We start from the raw sequence: 15,973 nt of genomic DNA, 5'->3' as shown, positions 1-15,973 counted from the left end.
CTGGCCGAGAACCTGCGCGCCTTCGTCGATGCGGTCGCCCGCGCCAAGCCCGCGGGCGCCAAGGGCACCTACATGAAGAAGATCTCGCTCACCTCGACCATGGGGCCGGGCGTGTCGGTGGACGTTGCCTCGGCCATGTCGGAGCCCGCGGCCGCCGCTGCCGAATGAGCCCGAGCGGCGGCCGCCCGCGCGGTCGCCGCCGGTTCGGGTCACATCCGCGCCGGATGCGGCGAGGCGAAATTGGGGGGTTGGAAACCCCCGGTTTTGTCTTTAAGGAGGCGCGGCGGAAGGGCGTGCTGACTTCAGTGCGCCGTTCCGTCTTTCGTCCAAGACGGCGGGTGGCCGCAGCCGCGGCCTTAATGTCCTGCCTGAGACGGGATCGACCAGATCGGCCGCGGGTGTATCCTTCGGGCGGTCTTGGCGCAGCCCCGTAGTCGGACACAAACGCCGGTGTCGGCCGGCAGAACTGAGCCGGAGGGGCCCACCCTTCCATACTTGGAGTGAAACTGTGGATAGAGCCCAGAAAGAGAGAGTGGTCGAGGAACTCGGCCAGATCTTCGAAAGCTCTGGCGTCGTGGTGGTTTCCCACTACGAGGGTCTCACGGTTGCCGAGATGCAGGATCTCCGGGCGCGTGCACGCGCGAACCAGAGCTCCGTCCGCGTCGCCAAGAACAGGCTCGCCAAGATCGCCCTCGAGGGAAAGCCGTGCGAAGGCATCGCCGACTTCCTGACGGGCATGACCGTGCTCACCTATTCCGAAGACCCCGTGGCAGCCGCCAAGGTGGTCGAGGACTTCGTCAAGGACAACAAGAAGCTGCAGATCCTTGGCGGGGCTATGGGTGAGTCGGTTCTGGACCGGGCCGGTGTCGAGGCCGTGTCGAAAATGCCGTCGCGCGAAGAGCTCATCGCTCAGATCGCGTCGTGCATCGGCGCGCCCGCCTCGAACATCGCCGGTGCGATCGGCGCACCTGCTTCCAACATCGCGGGCATCCTCTCGACCATCGAGGACAAGGCGGAAGCCGCCTGAGGCGACCCGAGAAAAAACCCTCGTCGTGGTGGCGAACCCGACGTTGGACTCCATATCTAGGAAAGAGTCACGGACATGGCTGATCTGAAGAAACTTGCCGAAGAAATCGTGAACCTGACGCTGCTCGAGGCGCAGGAACTGAAGCAGATCCTCAAGGACGAGTACGACATCGAGCCCGCCGCCGGCGGCGCGGTGATGATGGCCGGCCCGGCCGAAGGCGCCGCGGGCGGCGCCGCCGAGGAGGAGCAGACCGAATTCGACGTCATCCTGAAGTCGGCGGGCGCGTCCAAGATCAACGTGATCAAGGAAGTGCGCGCGATCACCGGCCTGGGCCTCAAGGAGGCCAAGGAGCTGGTCGAGGCGGGCGGCAAGCCCGTCAAGGAGCAGGTCGCGAAGGAAGAGGCCGAAGAGATCAAGAAGAAGCTCGAAGAGGCCGGCGCCGAGGTCGAGCTCAAGTAATCGTGACCGGGCGTGGCGGGACATTCCGCCGCGAACCGGCCAGGGACACAGCGGCTGGGCCCCTTCCGGTGGCCCAGCCGAACCTGTCTCGGCAAGGCTCTCCCGCGGTAGGGCCTTTCCAAGGCAGGGTCGCGCGATCGGGAGGCCCGCGGTGGGACGCGGGCCGGGAATGGATCGCGCCCGCCGTCTCTATGGACCCGCCGCTGTGGCCCCGGCAGCGCGCGCGTCCAGGCAGAGAAACGTGAGGTGAGTCCGCACATGCCCCATTCCTACCTCGGCCAGAAACGTCTCCGCCGCTACTACGGCCGGATTCGCGAAGTCCTCGAGATGCCGAACCTCATCGAGGTCCAGAAGTCGTCCTACGACCTCTTCCTCAATTCGGGCGAAGGGCCCGAGCCGGCCGACGGCGAGGGCATCAAGGGTGTCTTCCAGTCCGTCTTTCCGATCAAGGACTTCAACGAGACCGCCGTGCTCGAGTTCGTGGATTACGCGCTCGAGCGGCCGAAATACGACGTGGACGAGTGCCAGCAGCGCGACATGACCTACGCCGCGCCGCTCAAGGTGACCCTGCGCCTGATCGTCTTCGACCTGGACGAGGATACCGGCTCCAAGTCAGTGAAGGACATCAAGGAACAGGATGTCTACATGGGCGACATGCCGCTCATGACGCCCAACGGCACCTTCATCGTCAACGGCACCGAGCGCGTCATCGTCAGCCAGATGCACCGTTCGCCCGGCGTGTTCTTCGATCACGACAAGGGCAAGACGCACAGCTCCGGCAAGCTGCTCTTCGCCTGCCGGATCATCCCCTACCGCGGCTCGTGGCTCGACTTCGAGTTCGACGCCAAGGATATCGTCTACGCCCGCATCGACCGGCGCCGCAAGCTGCCGGTGACGACCCTGCTCTACGCTCTCGGGCTGGATCAGGAAGGCATCATGGATGCCTACTACGACACCGTCACCTACAGGCTGCGCAAGGGCGAGGGCTGGGAGACCAAGTTCTTCCCCGAGCGCGTGCGCGGCACGCGCCCGCCGCACGACATCGTCGACGCCGCCACAGGCGAGGTGATCGCCGAGGCGGGCAAGAAGGTGACGCCGCGCGCCGTCAAGAAGCTGATCGACGAAGGCAAGGTCAGCGAGATCCTCGTGCCCTTCGAGCAGATCGTCGGCAAATACGCCGCCCGGGACATCATCAACGAGGAGACGGGCGCCATCTACGTCGAGGCGGGCGACGAGCTCACCTGGGAGGTGGACAAGGAAGGCTCGGTGACAGGCGGCACGCTCAAGGAGCTGCTCGACGCGGGCATCACCGAGATTCCGGTGCTCGACATCGACGGCGTGAACGTCGGCCCCTACATCCGCAACACCATGGCCGCGGACAAGAACATGAACCGCGAGACCGCGCTCATGGACATCTACCGCGTCATGCGCCCGGGCGAGCCGCCCACCGTCGAGGCGGCGAGCGCGCTGTTCGACACGCTGTTCTTCGATCCCGAGCGCTACGACCTCTCGGCCGTGGGCCGCGTGAAGATGAACATGCGGCTCGACCTCGACAAGCCCGACACCCAGCGCACGCTGGACCGCGACGACATCGTGGCCTGCGTCCGCGCGCTGGTCGAACTGCGCGACGGCAAGGGCGAGATCGACGACATCGACCATCTCGGCAACCGCCGCGTGCGCTCGGTCGGCGAGCTGATGGAGAACCAGTATCGCGTGGGGCTCCTGCGCATGGAGCGCGCCATCAAGGAGCGCATGTCCTCGGTCGAGATCGATACGGTCATGCCGCAGGATCTCATCAACGCCAAACCGGCGGCCGCCGCGGTGCGCGAGTTCTTCGGCTCCTCGCAGCTGTCGCAGTTCATGGACCAGACCAACCCGCTGTCCGAGGTCACTCACAAGCGGCGCCTCTCGGCGCTCGGCCCCGGCGGCCTTACGCGGGAGCGTGCGGGCTTCGAGGTGCGCGACGTGCATCCGACGCACTATGGCCGGATGTGCCCGATCGAGACGCCGGAAGGCCCGAACATCGGTCTCATCAACAGCCTCGCCACCTATGCGCGGGTGAACAAGTACGGCTTCATCGAGACGCCCTACCGCAAGGTGGAGAACGGGCAGGTGACCGACGAGGTGGTCTACATGTCCGCCACCGAGGAGATGCGCCACACGGTGGCGCAGGCCAACGCCAAGCTCGACGACGCCGGCCGGTTCGTGAACGAGCTCGTCTCGACCCGCCAGGCGGGCGACTACATGCTCGCGCCGAACGAAAGCGTCGATCTGATCGACGTCTCGCCCAAGCAGCTTGTGTCGGTGGCCGCCTCGCTCATTCCCTTCCTCGAGAACGACGACGCCAACCGCGCGCTCATGGGCTCGAACATGCAGCGGCAGGCGGTCCCGCTCCTGCAGGCCGAGGCACCGCTCGTCGGCACCGGCATCGAGGGCGTGGTGGCGCGCGACTCGGGCGCCTCGGTCATGGCGCGCCGCGGCGGGATCATCGACCAGGTGGACGCGCAGCGGATCGTGGTCCGCGTGACCGAGGACCTGGAGCCGGGCGACCCGGGCGTGGACATCTATCGCATGCGCAAGTTCCAGCGCTCGAACCAGAACACCGCGATCAACCAGCGGCCGCTGGTCAAGGTGGGCGATCAGGTGGTCAAGGGCGAGGTGATCGCCGACGGTCCCTCCACGGACATGGGCGAGCTCGCGCTCGGCAAGAACGTGGTCGTCGCCTTCATGCCGTGGAACGGCTACAACTACGAGGACTCGATCCTGATCTCCGAGCGCATCGCGCGCGACGACGTCTTCACCTCGATCCACATCGAGGAGTTCGAGGTCGCCGCCCGCGACACCAAGCTCGGCCCCGAGGAGATCACCCGCGACATCCCCAACGTCGGCGAGGAGGCGCTGCGCAACCTCGACGAGGCCGGCATCGTCTACATCGGCGCCGACGTGGAGCCGGGCGACATCCTGGTGGGCAAGATCACTCCCAAGGGCGAAAGCCCGATGACGCCGGAGGAGAAGCTCCTGCGGGCCATCTTCGGTGAGAAGGCGTCCGACGTGCGCGACACCTCGCTTCGGGTGAAGCCGGGCGACTACGGCACCGTCGTGGAGGTCCGCGTCTTCAACCGGCACGGGGTGGAGAAGGACGAGCGCGCGCTGCAGATCGAGCGCGAGGAGATCGAACAGCTCGCGCGCGACCGTGACGACGAGCTCGCCATCCTCGACCGCAACATCTATGCGCGGCTGCGGGACATGCTGCTCGGCAAGACCGCGGTGAAGGGGCCGCGCGGCGTCAGGGCCAACTCCGAGATCACCGATGAGCTTCTCGACGGGCTGCCGCGCAGCCAGTGGTGGCAGCTCGCGCTCAAGGACGAGGAGGACGCCCAGGGCCTCGAGGCGCTGCATGCGCAGTACGAGGCGCAGAAGCGCCAGCTCGACGCGCGCTTCGACGACAAGGTCGAGAAGGTGCGCCGCGGCGACGACCTGCCGCCGGGCGTGATGAAGATGGTCAAGGTCTTCGTCGCGGTGAAGCGCAAGCTGCAGCCCGGCGACAAGATGGCCGGCCGGCACGGCAACAAGGGCGTCGTCTCCAAGGTCGTGCCGATGGAGGACATGCCCTTCCTCGCCGACGGGACGCCGGTGGACATCGTGCTCAACCCTCTGGGCGTGCCGTCGCGGATGAACGTCGGCCAGATCCTCGAGACGCACATGGGCTGGGCCGCGCGCGGCCTCGGCGTGCGTATCGACGAGGCGCTGGACGAATACCGCCGCACGGGCGACCTGACCCCGGTGAAGGAGGCCATGCGGATCGCCTACGGCGACGAGGTCTATGCCGAGGGGATCGAGGACATGGAGGACGACCGCCTGATCGAGGCCGCCGCCAACGTCACCCGCGGCGTCCCGATCGCCACGCCGGTCTTCGACGGCGCCAAGGAGCCGGACGTGAACGACGCGCTGGTGCGCGCCGGCTTCTCGGAATCGGGCCAGTCGGTGCTCTTCGACGGCCGCTCGGGCGAGCAGTTCGCGCGGCCGGTGACGGTGGGCGTCAAGTATCTGCTGAAGCTGCACCATCTCGTGGACGACAAGATCCACGCGCGCTCGACCGGCCCCTACAGCCTCGTGACCCAGCAGCCGCTGGGCGGCAAGGCGCAGTTCGGTGGCCAGCGCTTCGGCGAGATGGAGGTCTGGGCGCTCGAGGCCTACGGTGCCGCCTACACCCTGCAGGAGATGCTGACGGTGAAATCCGACGACGTGGCCGGCCGTACGAAGGTCTACGAAGCCATCGTCAAGGGCGAGGACAACTTCGAGGCCGGCGTGCCGGAAAGCTTCAACGTGCTGGTGAAGGAAGTCCGCGGCCTCGGCCTCAACATGGAACTCCTGGATGCGGAGGAGGATGAATAAGGGTGCGTGAGATCACGCACCCTACGCAGCCCCGTAGGGTGCGTGCTCGGCACGCACCGGTGCGACAGGCACCGGCGCGGCGCGCCCCGTCCTCCTCCCCGTGACCCGACAAGGAATCCGACATGAACCAGGAACTCACGAACAACCCGTTCAATCCGCTGGCGCCGCAGAAGATCTTCGACGAGATCCGGATCTCGCTGGCCTCGCCCGAGCGGATCCTCTCTTGGTCCTACGGCGAGATCAAGAAGCCCGAGACGATCAACTACCGGACCTTCAAGCCCGAGCGCGACGGGCTCTTCTGCGCGCGCATCTTCGGGCCGATCAAGGACTACGAGTGCCTTTGCGGCAAGTACAAGCGGATGAAGTATCGCGGCGTCGTCTGCGAGAAATGCGGCGTCGAGGTCACGCTGCAGAAGGTCCGCCGCGAGCGCATGGGCCACATCGAGCTCGCCGCGCCCGTGGCGCACATCTGGTTCCTGAAGTCGCTGCCCTCGCGCATCGGCCTGATGCTCGACATGACGCTGCGCGATCTCGAGCGTGTGCTCTACTTCGAGAACTACGTCGTCACGAACCCCGGCCTCACCGATCTGAGCTACGGCCAGATGCTGACCGAGGAGGAGTTCCTCGACGCGCAGGATCAGTATGGCGCGGACGCCTTCAGCGCCTCGATCGGGGCCGAGGCGATCCGCGAGATGCTTGCGCAGATCGACCTCGAGGCCGAGGCAGAGCAGCTGCGCGCGGATCTCGCCGAGGCGACGGGCGAACTCAAGCCCAAGAAGATCATCAAGCGGCTGAAGGTCGTCGAGGCCTTCCTCGAGTCGGGCAACCGGCCCGAATGGATGGTGATGACCGTGATTCCGGTCATCCCGCCCGAGCTGCGCCCGCTGGTGCCGCTCGACGGCGGCCGCTTCGCCACCTCGGACCTCAACGATCTCTACCGTCGGGTCATCAACCGCAACAACCGCCTCAAGCGGCTGATCGAGCTGCGCGCGCCGGACATCATCGTGCGCAACGAGAAGCGGATGCTGCAGGAGTCGGTGGACGCGCTCTTCGACAACGGCCGCCGCGGCCGCGTCATCACGGGCGCCAACAAGCGCCCGCTGAAGTCGCTGTCGGACATGCTGAAGGGCAAGCAGGGCCGCTTCCGTCAGAACCTGCTCGGCAAGCGGGTGGACTTCTCGGGCCGCTCGGTCATCGTGACCGGCCCGGAGCTCAAGCTCCACCAGTGCGGCCTGCCCAAGAAGATGGCCCTCGAGCTCTTCAAGCCGTTCATCTACTCGCGCCTCGAGGCGAAGGGGCTGAGCTCCACCGTCAAGCAGGCGAAGAAGCTGGTCGAGAAGGAGCGCCCCGAGGTCTGGGACATCCTCGATGAGGTCATCCGCGAGCATCCCGTCCTGCTGAACCGCGCGCCGACCCTGCACCGTCTCGGCATCCAGGCCTTCGAGCCGGTGCTGATCGAGGGCAAGGCGATCCAGCTTCACCCGCTGGTCTGCGCGGCCTTCAACGCCGACTTCGACGGCGACCAGATGGCCGTGCACGTGCCCCTCTCGCTGGAAGCCCAGCTCGAGGCGCGCGTGCTGATGATGAGCACCAACAACGTGCTGAGCCCCGCCAACGGCTCGCCCATCATCGTGCCGTCGCAGGACATGATCCTCGGCCTCTACTACATCAGCCTCGAGCGCGAGGGGATGAAGGGCGAGGGCATGGCCTTCGCGAATCCCGACGAGGTGCAGTTCGCCCTCGACACCGATCAGGTGCACATGCACGCCAGGATCACCTGCCGCATGCCGCAGATCGACGAGACGGGCAACGAGGTCTGGACCCGGTTCGAGACGACGCCTGGCCGGGTGCGGCTCGGCCAGCTCATGCCGCTCAACGCCAAGGCGCCCTTCGAGCTGGTCAACCGCCTTCTGCGCAAGAAGGAGGTGCAGCAGGTCATCGATACCGTCTACCGCTACTGCGGGCAGAAGGAGTCGGTCATCTTCTGCGACCAGATCATGGCGCTCGGTTTCCGCGAGGCATTCCGCGCCGGCATCTCCTTCGGCAAGGACGACATGGTCATCCCGCAGGAGAAGTGGGGCATCGTCGAGGAAACCCGCGAGCAGGTGAAGGAGTTCGAGCAGCAGTACATGGACGGCCTGATCACTCAGGGCGAGAAGTACAACAAGGTCGTGGACGCCTGGTCGAAGTGCAACGACAAGGTCACCGAGGCCATGATGGGCTCGATCTCGTCGACCCAGCATGACGAACGCGGCGCGGAGCTCGAGCCGAACTCGATCTACATGATGGCGCATTCCGGCGCGCGCGGCTCGGTCACGCAGATGAAGCAGCTCGGCGGCATGCGCGGCCTGATGGCCAAGCCCAACGGCGACATCATCGAGACGCCGATCATCTCGAACTTCAAGGAAGGCCTGACCGTGCTGGAGTACTTCAACTCCACCCACGGCGCGCGGAAGGGCCTGTCGGACACCGCGCTCAAGACGGCGAACTCGGGCTATCTGACCCGTCGTCTCGTGGACGTGGCGCAGGACTGCATCGTGCGCGAGACCGATTGCGGCACCGACCGGTCGATCACCGCCGAGGCGGCGGTGAACGAGGGCGAGCTGGTGGCGAGCCTGGGCGAGCGGGTGCTCGGCCGCGTCGCCGCCGAAGAGATCGTCGTGCCGACGACCGGCGAAGTGATCGTCGAGGCCGGCGAGCTCATCGACGAGCGCATGGCCGACCGCATCGACGAGGCCGCGGTGCAGACGGCGCGCATCCGCAGCCCGCTGACCTGCGAGGCCGAGGAGGGCGTCTGCGCCATGTGCTACGGGCGTGACCTGGCGCGCGGCACGATGGTCAACGTCGGCGAGGCCGTGGGCATCATCGCAGCGCAGTCGATCGGCGAGCCGGGCACGCAGCTGACCATGCGGACCTTCCACATCGGCGGCGTGGCGACGGGCGGCCAGCAGAGCTTCCTCGAGGCGAGCCAGCCCGGCATCGTGCGCTTCGAGAACGCCTCGACGCTGACGAACGCGGCCGGCGAGCTGCTGGTCATGGGGCGCAACATGAAGCTCTCGATCCAGGACGAGCAGGGCCAGGAGCGGGCGAGCCACAAGGTGGGCTACGGCTCCAAGCTCTTCGTCAAGGACGGCGCCGAGATCGCGCGGGGCGACAAGCTCTTCGAGTGGGATCCCTACACGCTGCCGATCATCGCCGAGAAGGACGGCGTCGCGCGGCACGTCGATCTCGTCAACGGCGTCTCGGTCCGGGAAGAGACCGACGAGGCCACCGGCATGACCCAGAAGATCGTGGCTGACTGGCGCACCGCGCCGCGCGGCAACGAGCTCAAGCCCGAAATCATCCTCGTGGACGAGGACGGGCAGCCGGTGCGCAACGAGGCGGGCAATCCGGTGACCTACCCGATGTCGGTGGACGCGATCCTGTCCTGCGAGGACGGCCAGAAGATCCAGGCCGGCGACGTCGTCGCGCGGATCCCGCGCGAGGGCGCCAAGACGAAGGACATCACCGGCGGCCTGCCGCGGGTGGCGGAACTCTTCGAGGCGCGGCGGCCCAAGGACCACGCCATCATCGCCGAGATCGACGGCTACGTGCGCTTCGGAAAGGACTACAAGAACAAGCGCCGCATCACGATCGAGCCCGCGGACGACAGCCTCGAGCCGGCCGAATACATGGTGCCCAAGGGCAAGCACGTCCCCGTGCAGGAGGGCGACTACGTCCAGAAGGGCGACTACATCATGGACGGCAACCCGGCGCCGCACGACATCCTGGCGATCATGGGCGTCGAGGCTCTGGCCAACTACATGGTGGACGAGGTGCAGGAGGTCTATCGCCTGCAGGGCGTGAAGATCAACGACAAGCACATCGAGGTCATCGTCCGCCAGATGCTCCAGAAGTGGGAGATCCTCGACAGCGGGGAGACGACGCTTCTCAAGGGCGAGCATGTGGACAAGGCAGAGCTCGAGGCGGCGAACGCCAAGGCCGAGAAGCTGGGCAAGCGCCCGGCGCAGGCGCAGCCTGTCCTGCTGGGCATCACCAAGGCCTCGCTGCAGACCCGCAGCTTCATCTCGGCCGCGTCCTTCCAGGAGACGACGCGCGTGCTCACCGAAGCCAGCGTGCAGGGCAAGCGCGACAAGCTCGTGGGGCTCAAGGAGAACGTGATCGTCGGCCGCCTGATCCCGGCGGGCACGGGCGGCGCCACGCAGCGGGTCCGCCGCATCGCGCAGGAGCGCGACAACGTGGTGATCGAGGCCCGGCGCGAGGAGGCGGAGGCCGCCGCGGCGCTCGCCGCGCCCGCGGAAGGCGCCGGAGACGAGGATTTCCTCGTCGAGACCCCGGAGAGCCGCGAGGAATGAGCGGCCCCCGCGCGCGTCGCGGGACCGTTGAGTCAGTTCAAGGCGGCGGCGTCCGAAAAGGCGTCGCCGCCTTCGCGTTCGGGGGCGCTCACCCGAGGGTGAAGGAACGACGCGCGCGCCTGCGCGTTGCCAGGGCCAAGGAGGACAGGACATGGCCCGCAATCGCATTTTCCTGGTTCTGGCCGCGACACTCGCCGCCGGCCCGCTGGCTGCACAGGACGCGCATGACTGGGGCGTGCGCAACTCCGACTACGCGCCCTTCTACGACGCTCAGTTTCGCGCGCCTGTCGAGGTGTCCGACGTGTCGCTCGAGACCCGCGTCCTCGCCTCGGGGCTCGAGCACCCCTGGGCTGTCGCGGCGCTGCCCCAGGGGCGCGGCTTTCTGGTGACGGAGCGGCCGGGCCGCCTGCGGCATCTCTCGGCGGAGGGCACGGTCTCGGAACCGATCGCGGGCGTGCCGGAGGTGGAGAACCGGCCGCAGCGCACCGGCGGCACGCCGCAGGCCGGACTGCTGGACGTCAAGCTCGGCCCCGATTTCGCCGAGACGCGGATGGTCTATCTGACCTACGCCAAACCTGTGGGCGATGGGCTGTCGGCGACGGCCGCCGCCCGAGGGCGCCTGTCCGAGGATCTCAAGCGGCTCGAGGAGGTCGAGGACATCTGGATGCAGCAGCCGGCCTCTCCCGTACGGATGCACTACGGAAGCCGGATCGTCTTCGACGGGGCCGGTCATGCCTTCGTCACCACGGGCGAGCATTTCGGCATGGAGGAGCGCGAACTCGCGCAGGATCTCGACACGGGCCACGGCAAGATCGTCCGGATCGGCCTCGACGGCGCGATCCCCGACAGCAATCCCTTCACCGGCCGTGACGACGCGCGCGATGCGATCTGGTCCTACGGCCACCGCAACGTGCAGGGCGCAGCGATGATCGGCGAACACCTCTGGGTGATCGAGCACGGACCGGCGGGGGGCGACGAGCTCAATCTCGTGCTGCCGGCGCGGAACTATGGCTGGCCGGTGGTCAGCTACGGGATGCGGTATTCCGGCCCCGCGATCGGCTCCGGCGAACCGCGCCAGCCCGGCTTCGAGGAGCCGATCTATTTCTGGGATCCGGTGATCGCGCCGGGCGACATGGCCGAGCACGCGGGCGAGCAGTTCGCGGCGTGGAACGGCGATCTTCTGATCGCCGGGCTGGTGGCGCCGGGCATCGTCCGCCTCGAGCTTCAGGGGCCGCTGGTGACCGCCGAGGAGCGGATCCTCACCGACTACGGCCGCGTGCGCGACGTCGAAGTCCTGAGCGACGGCAGCTTCCTGGTCGCCACCGACTATGCCGACGGGCAGATCGTGCATGTGACCGAAGGCGAGGGGTAGGGGCGGCCGCGGCAGGCGGCACGCTCAACGCCTGCCGTAGACCCTTCTCACGTGGTCGGCGTCGATGGCGAAGCGTGCCCGGAACAGCGCCTCGCCCTCGGCGTCCAGCAGTGGCAGATCGACGGGTTTCACATGCTTCTTCTGCCGTGAGTCGTTGTGGTCGTTATGCCCGCGCACATACATCTCCTCGTGCGTGAAGGTGACGGTGGGCATGAACTGGTTGATTCTGGCGTGCGCGAAATTCATCAGCGTAAGCCGCACGCCGGGCTGCACCGCCGCGGCCTGCGCGACGCCCCAGTAGGGCGTGACAGTGGGCTCGGCGCGGATGCCCTCTGAGCCGGGGCGTGCGATCCAGCCGCGGTTCCAGTCGAAGCCCACCATCCGGTGTGCGCGGGTAAGCGCCGCGCAGTCGCTCGCCGCGGCGCGCAGCCGCTCCACGAAATTCACCGCCACGGCATCGTCGTCGTCGTGCCGGAACATCAGGCAGGGCGCTTCCATGTCCCGGGCGGCGTTGATCACCTCCTGACAGACTTTCCGGTGGCGCCCCGGCGGGCGGGCGACGATGCGGGCCTGCGGCAGGTCGGACACCAGAGCCGCGAGCCTGTCGCGCAGTGCCTTCGGCATCGCCTCGCCCACCAGGATGAGGAACTCGAAGTCGGGGTCCGTCTGGGCCTTCAGTGCAGGCAGGCAGATCGTCTCGAACAGGCGGAAGCGCGCCTCCATCCGCTCGGGCGCGTAGAGATAGGCGATGCGCTCCGCGATGCTCGCGTGCTCGACCTGAAAGCCGCCCTCGGCCGGATAGGAGAAGCGGCAAAAGCCGATGACCTGCATGCGATCCCTGTCCCGTGAGTCGCGAAAAACCTTGCATCCCGCCGCCCGCAAGGCAAGCCGGGCAGAGGCTGTTGACAACCCCTGCGACTCTGCCTATACGCGCCGCATCCCGGCCCCGGGCGTTGTTCCTCGTGCCGGCATCAGGACTGAAGTGGCCAAGATCCGGGCCGTGGGCCCCGATCCTCTGGAACCCCGCCGCGTCGGCCCCGGACGAAGGGCTGCATGCGGTGTTCGTTTTTTGCGCGGATGCCCTCGAGCGCCGCAGAAGGTAAGCCAGCCGCGGGGACGCCCGCGTCGAAAGAGACAGACGGGGAAGAGACCCTCATGCCAACGATCCAGCAGCTGATCCGCAAGCCGCGGCAGCCCAAGACCCGGTCGAACAAGTCGATGCATCTCGAAGGCAACCCGCAGAAGCGGGGCGTCTGCACGCGGGTCTACACCACCACGCCGAAGAAGCCGAACTCGGCCATGCGGAAGGTGGCCAAGGTGCGCCTGACCAACGGCTACGAGGTGATCAGCTACATCCCGGGCGAGAGCCACAACCTTCAGGAGCACTCGGTGGTCCTGATCCGCGGCGGCCGGGTGAAGGATCTTCCGGGCGTGCGCTATCACATCCTGCGCGGCGTGCTCGACACGCAGGGCGTCAAGGACCGCCGTCAGCGCCGCTCGAAATACGGCGCCAAGCGCCCGAAGTAAGAGGATAGAGAGATGTCCCGCCGTCACCGCGCCGAGAAACGCGAAATCCTGCCCGACCCGAAGTTCGGCGACCGGGTGCTGACCAAATTCATGAACAACCTGATGATCGACGGCAAGAAGTCGGTCGCCGAGCGCATCGTCTACAACGCCCTCGACCGCGTCGAGAGCAAGGTCAAGCGCGCGCCGGTCGAGATCTTCCACGAGGCCATCGACAACATCAAGCCCTCGGTCGAGGTCCGCTCGCGCCGGGTGGGCGGGGCCACCTACCAGGTGCCCGTCGAGGTCCGCCCCGAGCGCCGCGAGGCGCTGGCGCTGCGCTGGCTCATCGACGCCTGCCGCAAGCGCAACGAGAACACGATGGAAGAACGCCTCGCCGCGGAGCTGATCGACGCTGTGAACTCCCGCGGTGCCGCCGTGAAGAAGCGCGAGGACACCCACAAGATGGCCGAGGCCAACAAGGCCTTCAGCCACTACCGCTGGTAAGAGCCCGGGGCAGGGCGGACGGCCGCCTGCCCGCCCATGACATGCACGCCGGCCGATACGGAACCAAGGGGAAGCCCCGGGCCGCGGTCCGGACGACCTAGAGGACGCAAGGATGAAACGCGAGTATTCCCTCGAGCGCTACCGCAATTTCGGGATCATGGCGCATATCGACGCCGGCAAGACCACCACGACGGAGCGCATCCTCTATTATACCGGCAAGTCCCACAAGATCGGCGAGGTGCACGAGGGCGCCGCGACGATGGACTGGATGGAGCAGGAGCAGGAGCGGGGGATCACGATCACCTCGGCCGCGACCACGACCTTCTGGTTCCGCACCGAGGACGGCAAGAACCCGACCGGCATCTACGGCGACACGCCGGAAGAGGCGCGGTTCCGCTTCAACATCATCGACACGCCCGGGCACGTCGACTTCACCATCGAGGTGGAGCGCAGCCTCGCCGTGCTCGACGGCGCCGTGGCCGTGCTGGACGCCAACGCCGGCGTCGAGCCGCAGACCGAGACGGTCTGGCGGCAGGCGGACCGCTATCGGGTGCCCCGGATCGTGTTCGTCAACAAGATGGACAAGATCGGCGCCGACTTCTTCAACTGCATCCACATGATCAAGGATCGCACGGGCGCCACCCCCGCGCCGATCCAGTTCCCCATCGGCGCCGAGGACAAGCTCGAGGGCATCGTCGACCTACTCACCATGAAGGAGTGGGTCTGGAAGGGCGAGGATCTGGGCGCCTCCTGGGTCGTGCAGGACGTGCGCGACGAGCTCAGGGACCGCGCCGAGGAGATGCGCGCGGAACTCGTCGAACTCGCCGTCGAGCAGGACGACGAGGCGATGGAGAAGTACCTGGAAGGCGAGGAGCCGGATCTGCCGACCCTGCGCAGCCTGATCCGCAAGGGCACGCTGTCGCTCGCCTTCGTGCCGGTGCTGGCCGGCTCGGCCTTCAAGAACAAGGGTGTGCAGCCGCTTCTGAACGCTGTGATCGACTACCTGCCCGGCCCGCTCGACGTGCCGCCCTACATGGGCTTCGCGCCGGACGACGAGACCGAGACCCGCAACCTCGAGCGCCGTCCCGGCGACGATCAGCCCTTCGCCGGCCTCGCCTTCAAGATCATGAACGACCCCTTCGTGGGCTCGCTGACCTTCACCCGGATCTACTCGGGCATGATGAAGAAGGGCGACACGGTGCTCAACGCCACCAAGGGCAAGCGTGAGCGCATCGGCCGCATGATGATGATGCACTCGAACTCCCGCGAGGAGATCGACTGGGCCGGCTCGGGAGACATCATCGCGCTCGCAGGTCTCAAGGATACCACCACCGGCGACACGCTCTGCGATCCCGCCAAGCCCGTGGTGCTCGAGACCATGACCTTCCCCGATCCGGTGATCGAGATCGCCGTCGAGCCCAAGACCAAGGCCGACCAGGAGAAGATGTCGGCCGGCCTGCAGCGTCTCGCGGCGGAGGATCCGTCCTTCAAGGTCGAGACCGACCTGGAATCTGGTCAGACCATCATGAAGGGCATGGGCGAGCTCCATCTCGACATCCTGGTCGACCGGCTCAAGCGCGAGTTCAAGGTCGAGGCGAACATCGGTGCGCCCCAGGTGGCCTACCGCGAGACGATCTCGCAGCAGCTCACCCATACCTACACGCACAAGAAGCAGACCGGCGGCTCGGGCCAGTTCGCCGAAGTCACGCTCGAGATCACGCCGACCGAACCGGGCGAGGGCTACTCCTTCGAGAGCCGCATCGTCGGCGGCGCGGTGCCCAAGGAATACGTCCCGGGCGTCGAGAAGGGCATCCAGTCGGTCATGGACTCCGGTCCGCTCGCGGGCTTCCCGGTGATCGACTTCAAGGTTGCTCTGGTGGACGGCAAGTATCACGACGTGGACTCGTCGGTGCTCGCCTTCGAGATCGCGAGCCGCATGTGCATGCGCGAGGGCCTGCGCAAGGCCGGCGCGAAGCTGCTCGAGCCGATCATGAAGGTCGAGGTGGTCACGCCGGAGGAATACACCGGCTCGATCATCGGCGATCTCACCAGCCGGCGCGGTCAGGTGCAGGGGCAGGACGCCCGCGGCAACGCGGTGGTCATCAACGCCTTCGTGCCGCTCGCGAACATGTTCGGCTACATCAACAACCTGCGCTCGATGTCGTCGGGCCGCGCGCAGTTCACGATGCTGTTCGACCACTACGAACCGGTGCCGCAGAACATCTCGGAAGAGATTCAGGCAAAATACGCATGACCGCGGTGCGTGGGAAACCACGCACCCTACCCCGTAGGGTGCGTGCGCGCCACGCACCGTGAGACGAAAAGGAGGCCAGGGATGGCAAAGGCAAAGTTCGA

At 66.9% G+C, this 15,973-nt stretch carries 9 protein-coding genes and 1 pseudogene; 9 read left to right on the top strand and 1 reads right to left on the bottom strand.

Annotated elements, in window-relative coordinates; genetic code table 11:
* From DRV85_RS18620 to DRV85_RS18595, 6 genes and pseudogenes are all read left to right on the top strand, one after another.
* Positions 1-168: pseudogene (locus DRV85_RS18620) on the top strand (50S ribosomal protein L1); the annotation flags it as partial.
* Between the two features lie 340 nt (positions 169-508).
* Positions 509-1,027, top strand: a complete 519-nt coding sequence (gene rplJ / locus DRV85_RS18615) for a 50S ribosomal protein L10 (protein WP_113290974.1) — start codon at positions 509-511, stop codon at positions 1,025-1,027.
* A gap of 75 nt (positions 1,028-1,102) precedes the next feature.
* On the top strand, positions 1,103-1,486 hold the full coding sequence (gene rplL, locus DRV85_RS18610; RefSeq protein WP_113290973.1) for a 50S ribosomal protein L7/L12: 384 nt from the start codon (positions 1,103-1,105) through the stop codon (positions 1,484-1,486).
* A 258-nt stretch (positions 1,487-1,744) separates the two neighbouring features.
* Entirely contained in the window at positions 1,745-5,881 is a 4,137-nt protein-coding gene (gene rpoB, locus DRV85_RS18605; protein ID WP_113290972.1) for a DNA-directed RNA polymerase subunit beta, read from the top strand.
* Between the two features lie 122 nt (positions 5,882-6,003).
* The gene (gene rpoC, locus DRV85_RS18600) at positions 6,004-10,236 is read left to right on the top strand and encodes a DNA-directed RNA polymerase subunit beta' (protein WP_113290971.1); all 4,233 of its coding nucleotides are present in this window, start codon (positions 6,004-6,006) and stop codon (positions 10,234-10,236) included.
* A 151-nt stretch (positions 10,237-10,387) separates the two neighbouring features.
* The gene (locus tag DRV85_RS18595; protein WP_113290970.1) at positions 10,388-11,608 is read left to right on the top strand and encodes a PQQ-dependent sugar dehydrogenase; all 1,221 of its coding nucleotides are present in this window, start codon (positions 10,388-10,390) and stop codon (positions 11,606-11,608) included.
* Positions 11,609-11,632: 24 nt separating this feature from the next.
* On the opposite strand, the gene DRV85_RS18590 is transcribed toward DRV85_RS18595, so the two are convergent.
* Positions 11,633-12,439 (bottom strand): putative rhamnosyl transferase, encoded by an 807-nt coding sequence (locus DRV85_RS18590; RefSeq protein WP_113290969.1) that lies wholly within the window; start codon positions 12,437-12,439, stop codon positions 11,633-11,635.
* 324 nt (positions 12,440-12,763) lie between these two features.
* On the opposite strand from DRV85_RS18590, the gene rpsL reads away from it, so the two are divergent.
* The 3 genes from rpsL (at position 12,764) to fusA (ending at position 15,872) form a co-directional block, all read left to right on the top strand.
* Entirely contained in the window at positions 12,764-13,135 is a 372-nt protein-coding gene (rpsL, locus tag DRV85_RS18585; protein WP_113290968.1) for a 30S ribosomal protein S12, read from the top strand.
* Between the two features lie 12 nt (positions 13,136-13,147).
* Positions 13,148-13,618 carry a 30S ribosomal protein S7 gene (gene rpsG / locus DRV85_RS18580; RefSeq protein WP_113290967.1) on the top strand — a complete coding sequence of 157 codons (471 nt, stop codon included), beginning with the start codon at positions 13,148-13,150 and terminating at the stop codon, positions 13,616-13,618.
* A 112-nt stretch (positions 13,619-13,730) separates the two neighbouring features.
* Positions 13,731-15,872, top strand: a complete 2,142-nt coding sequence (gene fusA / locus DRV85_RS18575; protein ID WP_113290966.1) for an elongation factor G — start codon at positions 13,731-13,733, stop codon at positions 15,870-15,872.
* Positions 15,873-15,973 lie beyond the last annotated feature (101 nt).

It is taken from the genome of Rhodosalinus halophilus (assembly GCF_003298775.1).
GTDB classification, from domain to species: Bacteria; Pseudomonadota; Alphaproteobacteria; order Rhodobacterales; family Rhodobacteraceae; genus Rhodosalinus; species Rhodosalinus halophilus.
This window is presented reverse-complemented; position numbering and strand designations above follow the sequence as displayed.

Excerpts from the sequence above, each read along its gene's own strand:
- rpoB (WP_113290972.1), top strand. The coding sequence starts at position 1,745 with ATGCCCCATTCCTACCTCGGCCAGAAACGTCTCCGCCGCTACTACGGC.
- fusA (WP_113290966.1), top strand. The coding sequence starts at position 13,731 with ATGAAACGCGAGTATTCCCTCGAGCGCTACCGCAATTTCGGGATCATG.
- DRV85_RS18595 (WP_113290970.1), top strand. The coding sequence starts at position 10,388 with ATGGCCCGCAATCGCATTTTCCTGGTTCTGGCCGCGACACTCGCCGCC.
- DRV85_RS18590 (WP_113290969.1), bottom strand. The coding sequence starts at position 12,439 with ATGCAGGTCATCGGCTTTTGCCGCTTCTCCTATCCGGCCGAGGGCGGC.
- rpoC (WP_113290971.1), top strand. The coding sequence starts at position 6,004 with ATGAACCAGGAACTCACGAACAACCCGTTCAATCCGCTGGCGCCGCAG.
- rpsL (WP_113290968.1), top strand. The coding sequence starts at position 12,764 with ATGCCAACGATCCAGCAGCTGATCCGCAAGCCGCGGCAGCCCAAGACC.
- rplL (WP_113290973.1), top strand. The coding sequence starts at position 1,103 with ATGGCTGATCTGAAGAAACTTGCCGAAGAAATCGTGAACCTGACGCTG.
- rpsG (WP_113290967.1), top strand. The coding sequence starts at position 13,148 with ATGTCCCGCCGTCACCGCGCCGAGAAACGCGAAATCCTGCCCGACCCG.